Consider the following 19,902-nt stretch of genomic DNA (forward strand, 5'->3'; position numbering starts at 1 on the left):
ATTTTATCCCAGATGCTGCGTTTCAACTGAGCAATACCTCTGGGGTAATCTTTTTCAATAGCTTCTGCTTTTATCTCAGATAACAGCAACGAATATAGGATTTTTTGGTATATCAAACGTTGAGGGGCCCATACATGGAGGGTATGGTGCGGGTTCACCCTTGCCCATATTGTTAGAATACTAAACTCCCAACCTTTAACAGGACCGACAATACTGAAATGAATATTCTTGGATATTAGCATGATGACACCTGATAGATTAACCCGTACGGTTCCCCGAACGGGTGTGATGCCTGACTTTTCAACGGTGTGATCAGAGAGCTCTAAATGCGCAAAAACCGCATCCTGCAGTGTAGTACGGAACTCCACCATGCTCCTTACGGAAACTACGCATCTTTCCGGTCTATCGCAGTGGCTTGATTTACATCCTTAGTTCAATGACTGGATTTATAAAAAAATAAATGCGTCGTAAATGTTGTTCAGCTCTGGCCTATCGTAGCTAAAGGTTGAGGAGTCGTCAGGCTTTGTATTGTTCCCCGATTTGCTGACGGAATAAACGACGGGCTCTCGACACTGTAATTGCCTGACAGGGCACTGAGGTCCTGAACCAGTCGCTGGTAGTGCTGGTAAAGTTCCGTATTATTCAGGCTTGTTCCTACTGGCCGCTCACTCTCCGACCCAATGTTGTTTTTCTCACCACCGGCCAGGCTGCACAGGTAATTCACCAGCCGTTGCCCTCTGCGAATGATTTTGTTCAGAAAGGTCACGGCTTCATTCTCTCCCCCGTCACTGTCGTTCATGGCTAACTTGCTGTCATTCCTGTTGATCATAGCCATGGGGTTCAGGCTGACTTGTCCACCTTTAAAGTGCAGACTGGCCAGCACCTCCGGTTTCACCAGTGCCAGTGTCTGGTTAGTGCCGGTATTGATGATCCTGAAGGTTTGGCTCTCCAATGGCAGGGAAGCGCTGCTGCGGGTAAAGTTGCTGCTGCGGGTGAGATTGCTCTGCACCTGCGGGTTACACTGGCTGAACGCCACCTGTCCCGGGGTCAGGTCGGTAAAGAACAGTGCGGTGCTGTTATCACCCGACAAACGTCGTAAATCCGCCTTAGACCCGGACGACAGTAGAACATAATGCTTGCCATGGCTGTCGATTGTGCGGGCTGGCCTGCACGCCCGCAGGTCATAGACGTCATTGCCAACACCGCCGACCAGCGGGCGCGTCCAGTCGAGAATGGCCTGCCACAGGCTGCTGTTGCCGGGCGTATCCAGCCTCCGGTTGTCACACTGGTCGCCCCGGTTTGCCAGCACTTCTGGCCGTGCTGCGATGTTGCCTGAGGTTCCCAGCAGCAGCAGGTCATGACCGCCCCATCCACGGAGTGACCACTGTCGGGCGTCGGCGCCAAGGTACAGAATATTACTGCGGCTATTGCCCCAGAGTCTCGCTGTCCTGTTACCGACGGCGGACGAGCTGATTACGGAGGGTAGAAACGGCCATGACTGGTAACCGCTGTCGGGTTTCGGCCCGCTCACCTGAACACTGCCCGGCTCCCAGCCCCACTGTCCTGTGCCAGTAATAAACACCTGACGTCTGACGTATGTGGCGTTCAGGGGTTCCAGTGTCAGTTTAATCCCGTCCATCGCCTGGTAGGTGACGATTTTTACCGGTTGGTCCTGCTGGATGTACAGGGGGTTGCTGGCTGTGGCGTTGATGAATCGGAGGCGTTCCTTCCTGACGAGGCTGCTCACCGTGAGTGGCAGGACGACCCCCTGACCTGAGTCCGTCACCCGTGCTGCAAGGTCGGATAATGACAGCTCAAGGTCATTGAACACCAGCGTTGTGGGTTGCAGGAACTGGTCGTGCTGTCTGGCCCAGACCTGCTGAATCTCGATCTCGGCATCGCCGGTGGTAAACCGGTTGGACAGCACCAGGTTCTGACCCCGGCGCCAGGCAAGGAAGAGGAAGGCCGATACATTCAGTTCAATGCGGGTTTGTGCCCTGTCGTGCTTGGTGATGCTTTCTTCAGCCAGGCCGGGATGGATGAGGATTCGGGCAAAAAATGACAAGTCTGTCTCATCCAGTTTAATCACGTCGGACCCACCCTGGCTCTCCACCATGATCCCGAACCGCTGTCGGGTACCGTTCCGGACAAAGGCCACCCGATGCTCTTGGTAGTAAGTGTCCAGCCGCAACGTTTCCAGTTTGATCTTGTCGGCTCCGGGGGTTCCTGACAGCAGCAGACCCTCGGCCATCACGGCGACCCTGCCAAAGGTGCCCAGTGATTGGTAACCCTTTTGGGTGACCCGGTACAGCGTCTGGTTGTTCCGGTTATAAACGACCGTGCTCGTTGACGGAGGGAGCGAGAACTTCCGGACGCTGCCAATCACTTGCTGAACGCCGTGCTCCTTGCCAGGCAAACCGAACAACAGTCTCTGTTTACGGGGACTCTGGCCCTGGTAATCCATCCAGGCTACCTGGGTTGGGGAATAGCCAGAGCGCAGCGTGAGGGCGATCAGTTCGGTGTCAGCCTTCTGGCGTATGCCCGCTGGCAGAGATCCCATGGCCTGGTTAAAATCTTGCCGGGTCCAGTAGACCAGCCTGCCGGTGGTGTTTCTGGGTCCCATCAGGCTGAGGTCCAGTGCCACCAGGGCCAGATGCTCCCGGTTAGCCAGGTATTGGGCCGTTGGTGTCTGGATGCGCCACGCCCGGGCACCGTGTTCCCAGTGGTGGCTACCCCTCAAGTCGATACGCTTAGCCATGTAACGGCAGGGAACGGAGATTTGGTCATCGAACTCACTGGGCATCCCGGTCAGCGAAGCGGCGGCGGCCTCACCACAAAAGGGATGGCCTTTGGCGCCCTGATCAGGCTGTCGGAAAAACTCGAAAGCCTCCTCTTTGCGAGTGTCCGACAGCGCGAGCAGTTGGCCGTCGTCGTTCACCATGACTTCAAACTGGTCACGGGTGTTGGCTGCCAGCAGGGTGTCGCTGTCCGGGTAGTACCAGACGTCCAGTTGCCTGATCGCGCTGAACAGGGGGTGGTCGATGATTGCGGTGATGGGTCTCAGCGGCACCAGCCCCACCTTGGCCGAGAACCCCTCCCGGGCCCCATTCAGCCGGTCTCGCAGCAGACTCTTGAGCTCACGGATGAAAAAACGGGCACTGGTGGTGGTCCAGGTTGTACCGGGGTGTTCTATGGTCAGTTTGGCGAAGATCAGGTTGACTACCTTGCCCAGGTTCAGGCTGTCCACCATCAGGCCAGACTGGGGGGTGAACTGGTGCACACTCAGGGTATCGTTCGACTTGGCGACGATCTGCCCGGTGGCTTCCACCTGCCAGTTCTTAAAAGGTCCTGACTCCACCGACAGGTTTTCGCTGACCACCCGGGTGTTATCCCAGGCCTTGTCCGGTATCCACAGCCGGTAGCCACCGTTGGTATCGGCCAGGAGGCTGCCGGAGTGCGCCTGCACATGCCTGAAGACGCCGACTCTGGCTATCTTTGCCTTTACTTCTGCCTTTTCCAGCGCTCGCTTCTCGCCTGCAGGGCGGATCAAATGGAAACCGGAGTTCAGCCGCTGGATACCACCGGGGCGATTCACGTCGGTGCTGAAGTAATACAGTTTGCCGGAGTGCCGACTGAACAAAATGTAGTAAACAGTCTGGCCCCGAACCACCACCTTGTGGACCGGCAGGTGCTCTTCACGCAGTGCCCTGCGGACACGCTCATTGATCGTCCGTAAACGGCTTCCGTCGTTTCTATTGTTTGGCATGTCGCCATCCAGCAGGCTGCTCAGGAAGGTAATATAGCTTCGGGTGGCGTCGTCATAAAAACCGGTTCTAAGAAGACGGCGGCTGCCGTAGCTATCGACATCCTGCAAGAGAATCAGCCCATGGTCGGATGTCGTTGTGTCAGATGCCACTGCAGGTGGGGTAGGGGGTACACTGAGCTGGCCATCCAGGGTTTCTGCCGCAATCACCTGGTGAGCCAGCTGACCGGACGGGCTGGCCGTCAACAGGTAATAATAGGGGGCATCAAATACCAGCAATTGTGACTCATCTTTGTTCGGCACTATCTTTGAGACATGGCGGCCAAACGAGCGGGCACTCAACTCATCGAAGTGCCTGATTTCCCGGGTCAGTGCCTCTTTATTCTGAAATAACACCTGGCCGTTGGCGGAGTCAAAAAAATAGTAGCCGGTAGCCGGGTTTCCCTGGACCGGTTGCAGCTGGACCGGTTGCAGCTCGGCGCTGGCAGCAATGAGCCGGATTTCCTGATGCTTAAGGGTATCGTACCAAAGCAGGACCCGGCCCAACTGATCCCAGTCTGCTTCGGCCAGTCCCAGCTTGCCAGGGAAGCAGCGGTAGGGTTTCTTGAGATACTCATTAACCTGTCGGTCACAGTCCCGCTGGTGCTGTAACCAGGCTGGGTTCTGCCGATTATTGCTCTTGGGTAGTGGGTCAAGGGCACCGTTCATCTCCCACCGGTTCGGTATTTTGGGTGACCACCCGGATGTGGTTGTGGTCCACCGGTTCGGCGCTCCGGCCATACAGCGTGCACGGATCTGAGGTGAGAAGTCGCAGTCTTTCAGCTCCAGCGGCAGGAACCGGCTGGCCGCAGTGTAACGGCTCATGATTCTGCTCAGTTTCGACGCCCTTGATGGCCCGTCATTCAGTCCTCCATTGTCGTACAAGCGCTGAATCACTTTGTGATCCAGCAGCCGCCACTCAAACTGTGCGTTGGGATCCCGGGCCACTACTTTATACGAGGGAGCCTGTTCATACCAGGAGTGTGGTCTTGGTTCAGGAAATCGGAAAAGGGTCTCACCCAGCTTGAAGTCCCGGTTATCTTCATAGGACAGGCTCACCCAGGACCGACAGTTTTGTACCTGGTCATCCCGCTCAGTAATGCAGGCATAGGGGAGCTTGCCGTCGTAGTTCAACACCCAGGTAGAGGCCGTCTGCCCCTGGGGGTGAAGGTGGATAGTGTGTTCACCGTTGGATATCAGGGCGTAGGTTTTGTTGGCCCCTTCAGGACTATACACGTCATACTTCAGAAGTCGGGAGAATGTCGATGAGACCTCGCGAAAGACGACGACGTGATCCTTGTTATCGAGATACAGTCTGCTGGTTGAGCGACGGTATTTCAAACTGTCGGTATGGGTGAACATCTGGCCAAGGTATTTATAGTCGTAGCTGATGTCATCACATGAGCCATGCCCGTCGCACTCGGTATACCGGGTGTCTTTCACTTTTTTCTGGTATAACCGTTTCAGCTTGCTGTCGCTGACAGCATCCAGAAGTTTCGCACCGGGGGAACTGCTGTCTGGCGCACTCCCCAGAGAGGTCTGGTCCAAGGGACTGTAGAGGAGCTTGACCTCCCACGGGGGTACAGAAGGCATTAAAATGACCTTTTTATCGCTCATCTGCCCCAGGTTGCGGAATACCCCGTCTGAGCATTGATACCCGGTTAAACGCGACTCCGTCCGGCACAATGTCGCCAGGGCATCGTCGATCAGGTTAAAGGTGTCAGGGGAGTATTCGATCCGGTTGATGTCGCTGGCGCAGTGCCGTAAAGGAGCCTTAGGTACATAGGGTATCTTCTCACAGTTTTTCTGTTTCCAGTCGTCTTTTTTCCCGGCGATTAAGGTTGGCTTGAATGAATAGACGCCACCGTAGGTCAGGGTCTGGTTCGCCAGGTTGATAGACCGGATGTTCAGGGGCAGGAGACTTTTGCCATCCTCGCTCATCAAGGCATTGAGGGTCTGCTTGTTGGCCAGGAAGCTTTTGGGGTCCAGCTGGGCGTGGATCAGGTCAAAGATTTTGGCAGCCTCACCCGAGGCATCCTGCAACTTTTTGTAGGCCAGCTTTTTTAACTTCCTTTTATAGTTCTCCTGAAAAATACCCCTGACGTAGTGCATGATCCCGTCAATAAATGCCCCGACTGGCCCGAGGAACTCTGAAATGACGGAGACATAGGTATCCACCCACTCAAAGGTCACCATGGATTCCATGAGTTTCTTGACTTCCGGGTCCTCTTCGTTCTCGTACTCAATGAGGGTCAGGGTGAGACTGGCTCCCGGCACGGCGAGACCCAGTATGGGCACAAAACGACCGACTTTTTTACCCAGCCTGCCGACTTTTTTCAGACCGCCGAGCAACTTGCCCGACCCGGAAATATCGGGTAGCTTTGGTGGTTTCTGACCGGGGGGCAATGACGACCGGATGGCCGGGATGATTGTCTTGATCCCCTGTCGCCCGAGATTGATGATCTCAATCCCTTGCAATGCCACAGCCGTATAAAAAAGCGTCTGGCGCCCGGTATAAATCTGCTGTTGGGTGTCCGTCATATTCTGAGACGGGGGATTTTTGTAATGGTGTCCCACAGGGGAAAGCCCTGCTATCAGGTCGTAAAGGCCTATAAAAGACCTGAGCTTTTCCAGTCCGTTGGTGGAAGATTTTTTTCCTTTGACCCGGAATCCCTGACGACCCGTCCCCTGGAGAAAGCCCCGGAAGCGATCAAAGGCACCGGAGGTAAACCGGATGTTCTTACGGGTCAGGGTATCGGGTTCCATAAAGTCCATGCGCCAGCCACGGCCATCCCGACGAAGGGTATCCAGTTGGGGAGCCATGCTGTCGGCGAGTGAGTGCCGGGCTTTAATGTCCCCCAGGGCGGTATCAAACTCCAGCAGCCGCTGCCTGAATTCGGCTCGTTCAGAGGCCACACTTGAGAGGCTGTCTTCAGTCCGGGGCGGCACCGGAACCGAAAGGTGGCTGGGCGGCAAATAGCGGAGCGGGGGATTTGAATCCGATGGCCGGGGCGACCTCAGCACAGTCTTTTCGCCGGGAAGCAACCGGTACTCCGGTTGTCCGGTGCCCGGGGAGCGCAGCACAAGGCTTTCAATCGCCGGGCGGTCCTTCGGCATCAGATGCTGGATATCTTTCACCAGTCGTTTGAAAACCTGGGGGCTGCCACTTCTGGGTTCGACAATCAGCTTGCCGACCAGGGGTTTGCCATGGGTGGGCGAGCGGGTCATAAAGGTTTTCAGGGCGTTCAGGGCTGTGATTCCGCGGGACTGGTTGCTGCTGGCAAGATCGCTGACGGTCAGGGTGGCGATGTAGCGGTCCGGGGTAAAGTCGACCAGTGTCGTCAAAGCATGGGCAATCAGTCTGGCTGGCCGACCGAGAACGGTGACGCGGTTGCCGTCTCCCCCGGCGATGGCCGACTGAACCCGGCCATCGGGTGTGAGCAGCACATAACCGGCAGCGGGGGTAGCTTTCAGCAACAGGGGCTGACCACTCAGGGTCCCGTCTTTTATCTGCTGTTGAGCGCGGGTAAACGAATCTTCGTCCAGGGCAATGACCGAGTGCATGCCCCGGGCGTGAGCCAATGCGTCCTTGCCTTCCAGGCGACGAAACCGGGTGAAAAAATTCTGCAGCCAGCGCTCATCTTCGTTGGCGGGTTTGATCAGGGCGATATCCGTTTTTTTCCTGTCGTTGCCAAGACGGAGCTGGGTTTTGAAGCCGGAAAGTAACCGGAGGGCATACTCCAGGTTTTTGCGTCGAGCATCGCAGCTGCCGGCACCGGCTGATCTTCGAGGCCTGCGACAAGCCCCTTGTGGCGGGACCGGGAGAACATGTACGTTGTCGAAATCATTTTTGAATTCTGCGTTAATTTCGGCGGCACCTTTCGGCGTTTCAATATCGACATTGTGAATATAGTATGAGCCTTTCTGTACTTGGTTTTTGATGTTTTCGAAGGCCTTGGCCTTTGCTTCATTACTTTTGAAGTGTTCTATCTCCCGCTCAAGCTGATTCATGTGATCATTGGTAAAACGTCTTTCATAGCGCGCAAGCCAATCAGTGTAAGAGGAAGATTGCATCGCCATTTGGAGTGTTTCTCTCAAACGCCTGGTTTCTGTTTCATGCGGATGAATGAAAGCAGCATTTTCAGTCGGCGGTTGCTGCACTAATCCAAAATAGATCGCTGCCTGGAAATCTGTGTAGTATGAGTATTTGCTGGCATCTTTTCTATTGTCGATAAACTCTCGGCGGCCTGTGGAAGTGGGCACTCTGTTTTCGGATCCGGCAGAGTCAGAACCATCCTGGTGTCTGTCACCGGCATACAACATTTCGACAAGGGCTGCAGCTGAATCCGTCACGAGTCTGGGATCGGTTGAACGCTGCGAATTCTCAGCGACTACGGATTCGAACAACTGATCTGCGAACATGGATTCGGGAGTTTTAATGTCGGGTCTGGGATGAAACTCTTTATCAGGGTCAAGGGAGTCCAACCCGAACTTGGCTATGTAAGTAACGGTGTCGTCTTCATTCCGGGTAAAAACAATACGGTTGAGTTCAGGATCGGGCGCATCTCTTGAGGTTGACGGCCTGTTAGGATCACCACCGGTGGTTTGCCGTGGAACGCCTGCGGATAAGTATCCCCGAACTGCAACAGCAGAATTTGCACGGATACCTTTTTTGGCCAATTCTCTCAGAACTTCAGGTACAATATAACCTTTCTGGCCAGCATCCAATACACCCTCAGAATCTGGAATGCCTTGTGCAGAGTTATCAAAAGAGAATGCTATGTTTTGTACGGTGGTATTCTCGGGGATCACTGTTCTTAAGATTATTGATAGCCTTTGCACTAAGGATAGGGAGTGAATAGAATAAATGTTATCCGATTCGATATCAGGGAAATCAAGACTTCCAGTAATGAAGACTTTAGTGTCTTCGCCGATATTTTTGAATGGTGTTCCTAAAATTGTTTTAATTACTAGTCTTTGCCTTTTAACAGAATAAAAAAAGTCATACAAGACGTTCTTGTCTGCTGGAGTGCGAAACCTATAATATTTTCCATAACTCTGCCTTGCAGACTTTCCATCGTCCTTAGTCGGGGGCATATTAATCATTATGAACTTGTCGTATGGTCGCCTGTGCGCCGGATCTGGCAGGTCAGAATCAGAGTTCATGCTATAGAAGGGGTTTTGCTCTGAGAAGCTCTTAACTCGGGAGATTAAAGGTTCTTCTCCGTAATCGGTGCTTTCTATTCTTTCAAAAGCGTCATAACCTAGTTTAGCGAGAATCCGGTGGTCAAGATCCCCGTTATTATATGAAAGCTCCGCTAACATGATTGCAATTCCATTGATTTTTTTGTTGTCGGCAGGATCTTCATATTTAAAGAATTCATTCAAAGTCTTGTTTATCTCCGTTACGCGTCTTTCTTTGCTTATTTCATTATTATTTTTAAATTTTTCTAAAACACTATGGAAAAATGTGGCTTCCTGGATTACTTTGTTGATCAGTGGGTTATTTGGGAAAGCTTCCACCATCATTGGTTTGACTGAATCATCGAGGTGTCCAGCTCTAATCTCGTCTTTAGGAGGTATAGTTCTACCGAAAAATATTTTAGAATTACTAGCCCACTTCATATTTTGACGATTACTCAGTCTATGAAATAGATCGCTAATATTGGTTATTTCTACGGCAGCTCTAATTCGATTTAATTGTTCTTGTGGCAGGTTTATATCGTCTGTGTTGAAAAAACGGTCAGGATCAGGAATGATTCCACGTTTGAACATATGTTGCACAATAGCATGTATCTTAGCTCTTTCTAGCTGCTCTCTCTCACTACTGTCCAATCCCCCTTCCGACACAGGCGCGTGCGAAATGCCCATTTTTTCAAAGGGCGCAAGCCTCAGTGCTGGTAGCAGTCCTTTATCAAAATAGACCCCTCCATCAGAGAATAAATGAGAAAACCCTATAGTTCTTGCGGTTATCACAGTTTTTTTAAGGCTTAAGGTGTACTTAATATATTCACTGTGTTGTCGTTCAAAAGCAGAAGTATCTCCTCTAACATAGGCCCTGCTAATGGAATTTTGAATTTGATTTAACACATTGATGGTTTTATTCCATTGGGTGGTAAACGACCTCTTTACACTGTCTGAAAAATCGGCTTTCATTATATCCAATCTTTCTACATCAACGTTTTCACCCATAAAAGTATCGATTTTTTGCCAGATACTACGCCTCAACCGCGCAATATCAGCGGGGTAATCTGTTTCAATCGTTTGTTGCATTCTCTCAGAATACAGCAACGAATATAAAATTCTTTTGTATATCAAGGCTTTGGGAGCCCATACATAGATGTCATGGTTCGGGTTCGCCCAGGCCCATATTGCCAGCCAAATACGCTCCCAACCTTCAATAGCATCGACAATAGCAACATGTACCTTATTGGTTATAGATGGCATGATAACTCCTGGTAGATTGAACTGCATGGTTTTCAGAGGGGGGTGATACTTGTCTTTTCACTGGCGTGCTCAGAGGACTTTAAATGCTCAAAGATTGCACCGTGCAGTGTAGTTCGTAATTGAGAAGGTGACCTTCTTTTCAGTTATATAAAATAAAAGTGTCGTATTAAATTTTAATGATAGGGAATTTTTAATGTTGTTCAGCCTTGACCATCGTCGTCAAATTTAGCGGAGTCGTCAGGTTCTGCATTATTCCCTTGATTTCCGATGGCATAAACGACGGGCTCTCGACACTGTGATTGCCAGTCAGGGCACTGAGGTCCTGAACCAGTCGCTGGTAGTGCTGGTAAAGTTCCGTATTATTCAGGCTTGTTCCTACTGGCCGCTCACTCTCCGACCCAATGTTGTTTTTCTCACCACCGGCCAGGCTGCACAGGTAATTCACCAGCCGTTGCCCTCTGCGAATGATTTTGTTCAGAAAGGTCACGGCTTCATTCTCTCCCCCGTCACTGTCGTTCATGGCTAACTTGCTGTCATTCCTGTTGATCATAGCCATGGGGTTCAGGCTGACTTGTCCACCTTTAAAGTGCAGACTGGCCAGCACCTCCGGTTTCACCAGTGCCAGTGTCTGGTTAGTGCCGGTATTGATGATCCTGAAGGTTTGGCTCTCCAATGGCAGGGAAGCGCTGCTGCGGGTAAAGTTGCTGCTGCGGGTGAGATTGCTCTGCACCTGCGGGTTACACTGGCTGAACGCCACCTGTCCCGGGGTCAGGTCGGTAAAGAACAGTGCGGTGCTGTTATCACCCGACAAACGTCGTAAATCCGCCTTAGACCCGGACGACAGTAGAACATAATGCTTGCCATGGCTGTCGATTGTGCGGGCTGGCCTGCACGCCCGCAGGTCATAGACGTCATTGCCAACACCGCCGACCAGCGGGCGCGTCCAGTCGAGAATGGCCTGCCACAGGCTGCTGTTGCCGGGCGTATCCAGCCTCCGGTTGTCACACTGGTCGCCCCGGTTTGCCAGCACTTCTGGCCGTGCTGCGATGTTGCCTGAGGTTCCCAGCAGCAGCAGGTCATGACCGCCCCATCCACGGAGTGACCACTGTCGGGCGTCGGCGCCAAGGTACAGAATATTACTGCGGCTATTGCCCCAGAGTCTCGCTGTCCTGTTACCGACGGCGGACGAGCTGATCACGGAGGGCAGAAACGGCCATGACTGGTAACCGCTGTCGGGTTTCGGCCCGCTCACCTGAACACTGCCCGGCTCCCAGCCCCACTGTCCTGTGCCAGTAATAAACACCTGACGTCTGACGTATGTGGCGTTCAGGGGTTCCACTGTCAGTTTAATCCCGTCCATCGCCTGGTAGGTGACGATTTTTACGGGTTGGTCCTGCTGGATGTACAGGGGGTTGCTGGCTGTGGCGTTGATGAATCGGAGGCGTTCCTTCCTGACGAGGCTGCTCACCGTGAGTGGCAGGACGACCCCCTGACCTGAGTCCGTCACCCGTGCTGCCAGGTCGGATAATGACAGCTCAAGGTCATTGAACACCAGCGTTGTGGGTTGCAGGAACTGGTCGTGCTGTCTGGCCCAGACCTGCTGAATCTCGATCTCGGCATCGCCGGTGGTAAACCGGTTGGACAGCACCAGGTTCTGACCCCGGCGCCAGGCAAGGAAGAGGAAGGCCGATACATTCAGTTCAATGCGGGTTTGTGCCCTGTCGTGCTTGGTGATGCTTTCTTCAGCCAGGCCGGGATGGATGAGGATTCGGGCAAAAAATGACAAGTCTGTCTCATCCAGTTTAATCACGTCGGACCCACCCTGGCTCTCCACCATGATCCCGAACCGCTGTCGGGTACCGTTCCGGACAAAGGCCACCCGATGCTCTTGGTAGTAAGTGTCCAGCCGCAACGTTTCCAGTTTGATCTTGTCGGCTCCGGGGGTTCCTGACAGCAGCAGACCCTCGGCCATCACGGCGACCCTGCCAAAGGTGCCCAGTGATTGGTAACCCTTTTGGGTGACCCGGTACAGCGTCTGGTTGTTCCGGTTATAAACGACCGTGCTCGTTGACGGAGGGAGCGAGAACTTCCGGACGCTGCCAATCACTTGCTGAACGCCGTGCTCCTTGCCAGGCAAACCGAACAACAGTCTCTGTTTACGGGGACTCCGGCCCTGGTAATCCATCCAGGCTACCTGGGTTGGGGAATAGCCAGAGCGCAGCGTGAGGGCGATCAGTTCGGTGTCAGCCTTCTGGCGTATGCCCGCTGGCAGAGATCCCATGGCCTGGTTAAAATCTTGCCGGGTCCAGTAGACCAGCCTGCCGGTGGTGTTTCTGGGTCCTATCAGGCTGAGGTCCAGCGCCACCAGGGCCAGATGCTCCCGGTTAGCCAGGTATTGGGCCGTCGGTGTCTGGATGCGCCACGCCCGGGCACCGTGTTCCCAGTGGTGGCTACCCCTCAAGTCGATACGCTTAGCCATGTAACGGCAGGGAACGGAGATTTGGTCATCGAACTCACTGGGCATCCCGGTCAGCGAAGCGGCGGCGGCCTCACCACAAAAGGGATGGCCTTTGGCGCCCTGATCAGGCTGTCGGAAAAACTCGAAAGCCTCCTCTTTGCGAGTGTCCGACAGCGCGAGCAGTTGGCCGTCGTCGTTCACCATGACTTCAAACTGGTCACGGGTGTTGGCTGCCAGCAGGGTGTCGCTGTCCGGGTAGTACCAGACGTCCAGTTGCCTGATCGCGCTGAACAGGGGGTGGTCGATGATTGCGGTGATGGGTCTCAGCGGCACCAGCCCCACCTTGGCCGAGAACCCCTCCCGGGCCCCATTCAGCCGGTCTCGCAGCAGACTCTTGAGCTCACGGATGAAAAAACGGGCACTGGTGGTGGTCCAGGTTGTACCGGGGTGTTCTATGGTCAGTTTGGCGAAGATCAGGTTGACTACCTTGCCCAGGTTCAGGCTGTCCACCATCAGGCCAGACTGGGGGGTGAACTGGTGCACACTCAGGGTATCGTTCGACTTGGCGACGATCTGCCCGGTGGCTTCCACCTGCCAGTTCTTAAAAGGTCCTGACTCCACCGACAGGTTTTCGCTGACCACCCGGGTGTTATCCCAGGCCTTGTCCGGTATCCACAGCCGGTAGCCACCGTTGGTATCGGCCAGGAGGCTGCCGGAGTGCGCCTGCACATGCCTGAAGACGCCGACTCTGGCTATCTTTGCCTTTACTTCTGCCTTTTCCAGCGCTCGCTTCTCGCCTGCAGGGCGGATCAAATGGAAACCGGAGTTCAGCCGCTGGATACCACCGGGGCGATTCACGTCGGTGCTGAAGTAATACAGTTTGCCGGAGTGCCGACTGAACAAAATGTAGTAAACAGTCTGGCCCCGAACCACCACCTTGTGGACCGGCAGGTGCTCTTCACGCAGTGCCCTGCGGACACGCTCATTGATCGTCCGTAAACGGCTTCCGTCGTTTCTATTGTTTGGCATGTCGCCATCCAGCAGGCTGCTCAGGAAGGTAATATAGCTTCGGGTGGCGTCGTCATAAAAACCGGTTCTAAGAAGACGGCGGCTGCCGTAGCTATCGACATCCTGCAAGGGAATCAGCCCATGGTCGGATGTCGTTGTGTCAGATGCCACTGCAGGTGGGGTAGGGGGTACACTGAGCTGGCCATCCAGGGTTTCTGCCGCAATCACCTGGTGAGCCAGCTGACCGGACGGGCTGGCCGTCAACAGGTAATAATAGGGGGCATCAAATACCAGCAATTGTGACTCATCTTTGTTCGGCACTATCTTTGAGACATGGCGGCCAAACGAGCGGGCACTCAACTCATCGAAGTGCCTGATTTCCCGGGTCAGTGCCTCTTTATTCTGAAATAACACCTGGCCGTTGGCGGAGTCAAAAAAATAGTAGCCGGTAGCCGGGTTTCCCTGGACCGGTTGCAGCTGGACCGGTTGCAGCTCGGCGCTGGCAGCAATGAGCCGGATTTCCTGATGCTTAAGGGTATCGTACCAAAGCAGGACCCGGCCCAACTGATCCCAGTCTGCTTCGGCCAGTCCCAGCTTGCCAGGGAAGCAGCGGTAGGGTTTCTTGAGATACTCATTAACCTGTCGGTCACAGTCCCGCTGGTGCTGTAACCAGGCTGGGTTCTGCCGATTATTGCTCTTGGGTAGTGGGTCAAGGGCACCGTTCATCTCCCACCGGTTCGGTATTTTGGGTGACCACCCGGATGTGGTTGTGGTCCACCGGTTCGGCGCTCCGGCCATACAGCGTGCACGGATCTGAGGTGAGAAGTCGCAGTCTTTCAGCTCCAGCGGCAGGAACCGGCTGGCCGCAGTGTAACGGCTCATGATTCTGTTCAGTTTCGACGCCCTTGATGGCCCGTCATTCAGCCCGCCATTGTCGTACAAGCGTTGAATCACTTTGTGATCCAGCAGCCGCCACTCAAACTGTGCGTTGGGATCCCGGGCCACGACTTTATACGAGGGAGCCTGTTCATACCAGGAGTGTGGTCTTGGTTCAGGAAATCGGAAAAGGGTCTCACCCAGCTTGAAGTCCCGGTTATCTTCATAGGACAGGCTCACCCAGGACCGACAGTTTTGTACCTGGTCATCCCGCTCAGTAATGCAGGCATAGGGGAGCTTGCCGTCGTAGTTCAACACCCAGGTAGAGGCCGTCTGCCCCTGGGGGTGAAGGTGGATAGTGTGTTCACCGTTGGATATCAGGGCGTAGGTTTTGTTGGCCCCTTCAGGACTATACACGTCATACTTCAGAAGTCGGGAGAATGTCGATGAGACCTCGCGAAAGACGACGACGTGATCCTTGTTATCGAGATACAGTCTGCTGGTTGACCGACGGTATTTCAAACTGTCGGTATGGGTGAACATCTGGCCAAGGTATTTATAGTCGTAGCTGATGTCATCACATGAGCCATGCCCGTCGCACTCGGTATACCGGGTGTCTTTCACTTTTTTCTGGTATAACCGTTTCAGCTTGCTGTCGCTGACAGCATCCAGAAGTTTCGCACCGGGGGAACTGCTGTCTGGCGCACTCCCCAGAGAGGTCTGGTCCAAGGGACTGTAGAGGAGCTTGACCTCCCACGGGGGTACAGAAGGCATTAAAATGACCTTTTTATCGCTCATCTGCCCCAGGTTGCGGAATACCCCGTCTGAGCATTGATACCCGGTTAAACGCGACTCCGTCCGGCACAATGTCGCCAGGGCATCGTCGATCAGGTTAAAGGTGTCAGGGGAGTATTCGATCCGGTTGATGTCGCTGGCGCAGTGCCGTAAAGGAGCCTTAGGTACATAGGGTATCTTCTCACAGTTTTTCTGTTTCCAGTCGTCTTTTTTCCCGGCGATTAAGGTTGGCTTGAATGAATAGACGCCACCGTAGGTCAGGGTCTGGTTCGCCAGGTTGATAGACCGGATGTTCAGGGGCAGGAGACTTTTGCCATCCCCGCTCATCAAGGCATTGAGGGTCTGCTTGTTGGCCAGGAAGCTTTTGGGGTCCAGCTGGGCGTGGATCAGGTCAAAGATTTTGGCAGCCTCACCCGAGGCATCCTGCAACTTTTTGTAGGCCAGCTTTTTTAACTTCCTTTTATAGTTCTCCTGAAAAATACCCCTGACGTAGTGCATGATCCCGTCAATAAATGCCCCGACTGGCCCGAGGAACTCTGAAATGACGGAGACATAGGTATCCACCCACTCAAAGGTCACCATGGATTCCATGAGTTTCTTGACTTCCGGGTCCTCTTCGTTCTCGTACTCAATGAGGGTCAGGGTGAGACTGGCTCCCGGCACGGCGAGACCCAGTATGGGCACAAAACGACCGACTTTTTTACCCAGCCTGCCGACTTTTTTCAGACCGCCGGGCAACTTGCCCGACCCGGAAATATCGGGTAGCTTTGGTGGTTTCTGACCGGGGGGCAATGACGACCGGATGGCCGGGATGATTGTCTTGATCCCCTGTCGCCCGAGATTGATGATCTCAATCCCTTGCAATGCCACAGCCGTATAAAAAAGCGTCTGGCGCCCGGTATAAATCTGCTGCTGGGTGTCCGTCATATTCTGAGACGGGGGATTTTTGTAATGGTGTCCCACAGGGGAAAGCCCTGCTATCAGGTCGTAAAGGCCTATAAAAGACCTGAGCTTTTCCAGTCCGTTGGTGGAAGATTTTTTTCCTTTGACCCGGAATCCCTGACGACCCGTCCCCTGGAGAAAGCCCCGGAAGCGATCAAAGGCACCGGAGGTAAACCGGATGTTCTTACGGATCAGGGTATCGGGTTCCATAAAGTCCATGCGCCAGCCACGGCCATCCCGACGAAGGGTATCCAGTTGGGGAGCCATGCTGTCGGCGAGTGAGTGCCGGGCTTTAATGTCCCCCAGGGCGGTATCAAACTCCAGCAGCCGCTGCCTGAATTCGGCTCGTTCAGAGGCCACACTTGAGAGGCTGTCTTCAGTCCGGGGCGGCACCGGAACCGAAAGGTGGCTGGGCGGCAAATAGCGGAGCGGGGGATTTGAATCCGATGGCCGGGGCGACCTCAGCACAGTCTTTTCGCCGGGAAGCAACCGGTACTCCGGTTGTCCGGTGCCCGGGGAGCGCAGCACAAGGCTTTCAATCGCCGGGCGGTCCTTCGGCATCAGATGCTGGATATCTTTCACCAGTCGTTTGAAAACCTGGGGGCTGCCACTTCTGGGTTCGACAATCAGCTTGCCGACCAGGGGTTTGCCATGGGTGGGCGAGCGGGTCATAAAGGTTTTCAGGGCGTTCAGGGCTGTGATTCCGCGGGACTGGTTGCTGCTGGCAAGATCGCTGACGGTCAGGGTGGCGATGTAGCGGTCCGGGGTAAAGTCGACCAGTGTCGTCAAAGCATGGGCAATCAGTCTGGCTGGCCGACCGAGAACGGTGACGCGGTTGCCGTCTCCCCCGGCGATGGCCGACTGAACCCGGCCATCGGGTGTGAGCAGCACATAACCGGCAGCGGGGGTAGCTTTCAGCAACAGGGGCTGACCACTCAGGGTGCCGTCTTTTATCTGCTGTTGAGCGCGGGTAAACGAGTCTTCGTTCAGGGCAATAACCGAGTGCATACCCCGGGTGTAAGCTAATGCGTCCTTGCCTTCCAGGCGACGATACCGGGTGAAAAAATTCTGCAGCCAGCGCTCATCTTCGTTGGCGGGTTTGATCAGGGCGATATCCGTTTTTTTCCTGTCGTTGCCAAGACGGAGCTGGGTTTTGAAGCCGGAAAGTAACCGGAGGGCATACTCCAGGTTTTTGCGTCGAGCATCGCAGCTGCCGGCACCGGCTGATCTTCGAGGCCTGCGACAAGCCCCTTGTGGCGGGACCGGGAGAACATGTACGTTGTCGAAATCATTTTTGAATTCTGCGTTAATTTCGGCGGCACCTTTCGGCGTTTCAATATCGACATTGTGAATATAGTATGAGCCTTTCTGTACTTGGTTTTTGATGTTTTCGAAGGCCTTGGCCTTTGCTTCATTACTTTTGAAGTGTTCTATCTCCCGCTCAAGCTGATTCATGTGATCATTGGTAAAACGTCTTTCATAGCGCGCAAGCCACTCAGTGTAAGAGGAAGATTGCATCGCCATTTGGAGTGTTTCTCTCAAACGCCTGGTTTCTGTTTCATGCGGATGAATGAAAGCAGCATTTTCAGTCGGCGGTTGCTGCACTAATCCAAAATAGATCGCTGCCTGGAAATCTGTGTAGTATGAGTATTTGCTGGCATCTTTTCTATTGTCGATAAACTCACGGCGGCCTGTGGAAGTGGGCACTCTGTTTTCGGATCCGGCAGAGGCAGAACCATCCCGGTGTCTGTCACCGGCATACATCATTTCGACAAGAGCTGCAGCTGAATCCGGCGCGAGTCTGGGATCGGTCGAACGCTGGGAATTCTCAGCGACTACGGATTCGAACAACTGATCTGCGAACATGGATTCGGAAATGTCAATGTTGGGTCTGCGAGTAAATTCATTATCAGGGTCAAGGGAGTCCAACCCGAACTTGGCTATGTAAGTAACGGTGTCGTCTTCATTCCGGGTAAAAACAATACGGTTGAGTTCAGGATCGGGCGCATCTCTTGAGGTTGACGGCCCGTTAGGATCACCACCGGTGGTTTGCCGTGGAACGCCTGCGGATAAGTATCCCCGAACTGCAACAGCTGAATTTGCATGGATACCTTTTTTAGCCAGCTCCCTCAGAACTTCAGGTATAACATAATCTCTCTGACCAGCAGCCAATACACCTTCAACATCTGGAATGTCTTGTGCGGAGTTATCAAAAGAGAATGCTATGTTTTGTACGGTGGTATTCTCAGGGATCACTTTACTTAAAACTGATAATAGCTTTTTCACTAAGAATCGGGAGTTGATGTGATTAACGGCACTCGACTCGGTACCAGAGAAATCAAGACTTCCAGTAATGAATACTTTAGTGTCTTCGCCAATATTTTTGAATGGTTTTCCTGCAATTATACTAAGTTCTTGCCTTTGCATTGCATCAGATTCAACAAAGTCGTACAGAACAGAGCTGCTATCTTGAATGCGGTAATTATTATAAAGTCTATAACACTTTCTCAAAGATTCTTCTATATTTTCCGGAATGTCATGAAGATTAATCATTATGAACTTGTCGTATGCTCGTTTGTACTTTGGTTCTGGCAGGTCAGAATCATTGCCATAAGAAATCGTGCTATAGAAGGGATTGTTCGCTAAGAAACCATTCTTCTCGGTAATTGAGCTAATTGCTCTGGCATGGGTCTTTTTTAATCTTTCAAAAGCGTCATAACCTAGACTGGCGAGAATCCGGTAGTCAAAATCCCCGTTATGATATGAAAGCTCTGTTAACATTATTGATACTTTAACGATTTCATCGCTGGAGACAGCAGCTTTATTTTTATAGAATTCCTTCAAAGTCTCCTGTAATTGTGGTATGCGTACTTGTTTGATTGTTTCATTTTTTTTAAATTTTTCTAAAAGCGTGTGGAAAAGTAAGGTTTCTTTAATTACTTTTTGGAGCAGTAGGTTATTTGGGAGAGCCTCCAACATTATTGGCTCGATTGAATCATTAAGGTATGAAGCTTCAGCCCTATTTTCAGAAAATAAAGCTCTACTGAAAAGTATTTTATGATGGGTGTATCCGTTTAGTCCAATAGAACTCAGTTTGTTAAATAGATCGCCAATACTGATTTCTTCTACGACTCTTTTAACTAGATTGAATGCTTCTTTTGGCAGTTTTATATCGTCTACCTTAAAATAATCTCCAGGATTAGGAATAATTCCATTTGCGTACATTTTTTGCAAAAGAGCACTTACCTTAGCTCTTTCTAGCGGCTCCCTGGCAATCCTGCCCCATCCCATTCCAGATATGCTCGTGAGCGAAACACCCCTTTTTTTAAAGGGCTCTTCGTTCAGTGATGGTAGCAGTCCTTTATCAATATATACCCCTCCATCAGAGAGTAAATGAGAAAACCCTATAGCTCTTGCGGCTACCAAAGTTTTTTTAAGACCTAAGGTGTATTTGATATACTCACTGTTTTCTCGTTCAAAATAAGACTCGGATTCTTCAACAACAGCCCTGCTAATGGAATTTTTAATTGTATTTAACACACGTTTGGTTTTATTCCATTGGTCAATAAACGAC

The 19,902-nt window shown here is 52.7% G+C and carries 2 protein-coding genes; both read right to left on the bottom strand.

Annotation, left to right across the window (positions count from 1 at the left end; translation table 11 throughout):
* Nucleotides 1–478: 478 nt before the first annotated feature.
* Nucleotides 479–10,249, bottom strand: coding sequence for a hypothetical protein (locus ACO6VG_RS16255; protein WP_422474727.1), 9,771 nt, complete (start codon nucleotides 10,247–10,249; stop codon nucleotides 479–481).
* A 190-nt stretch (nucleotides 10,250–10,439) separates the two neighbouring features.
* On the bottom strand, nucleotides 10,440–19,109 hold the full coding sequence (locus ACO6VG_RS16260; RefSeq protein ID WP_422474729.1) for a hypothetical protein: 8,670 nt from the start codon (nucleotides 19,107–19,109) through the stop codon (nucleotides 10,440–10,442).
* Nucleotides 19,110–19,902 lie beyond the last annotated feature (793 nt).

The organism is Endozoicomonas sp. ALB032 (assembly GCF_049310125.1).
Classification (GTDB): Bacteria; Pseudomonadota; Gammaproteobacteria; order Pseudomonadales; family Endozoicomonadaceae; genus Endozoicomonas_A.

Bases quoted from the DNA above. Each gene is read 5' to 3' on its own strand.
- ACO6VG_RS16255 (WP_422474727.1), bottom strand. From the start codon at position 10,249: ATGCCATCTATAACCAATAAGGTACATGTTGCTATTGTCGATGCTATT.
- ACO6VG_RS16260 (WP_422474729.1), bottom strand. From the start codon at position 19,109: ATGTTAACAGAGCTTTCATATCATAACGGGGATTTTGACTACCGGATT.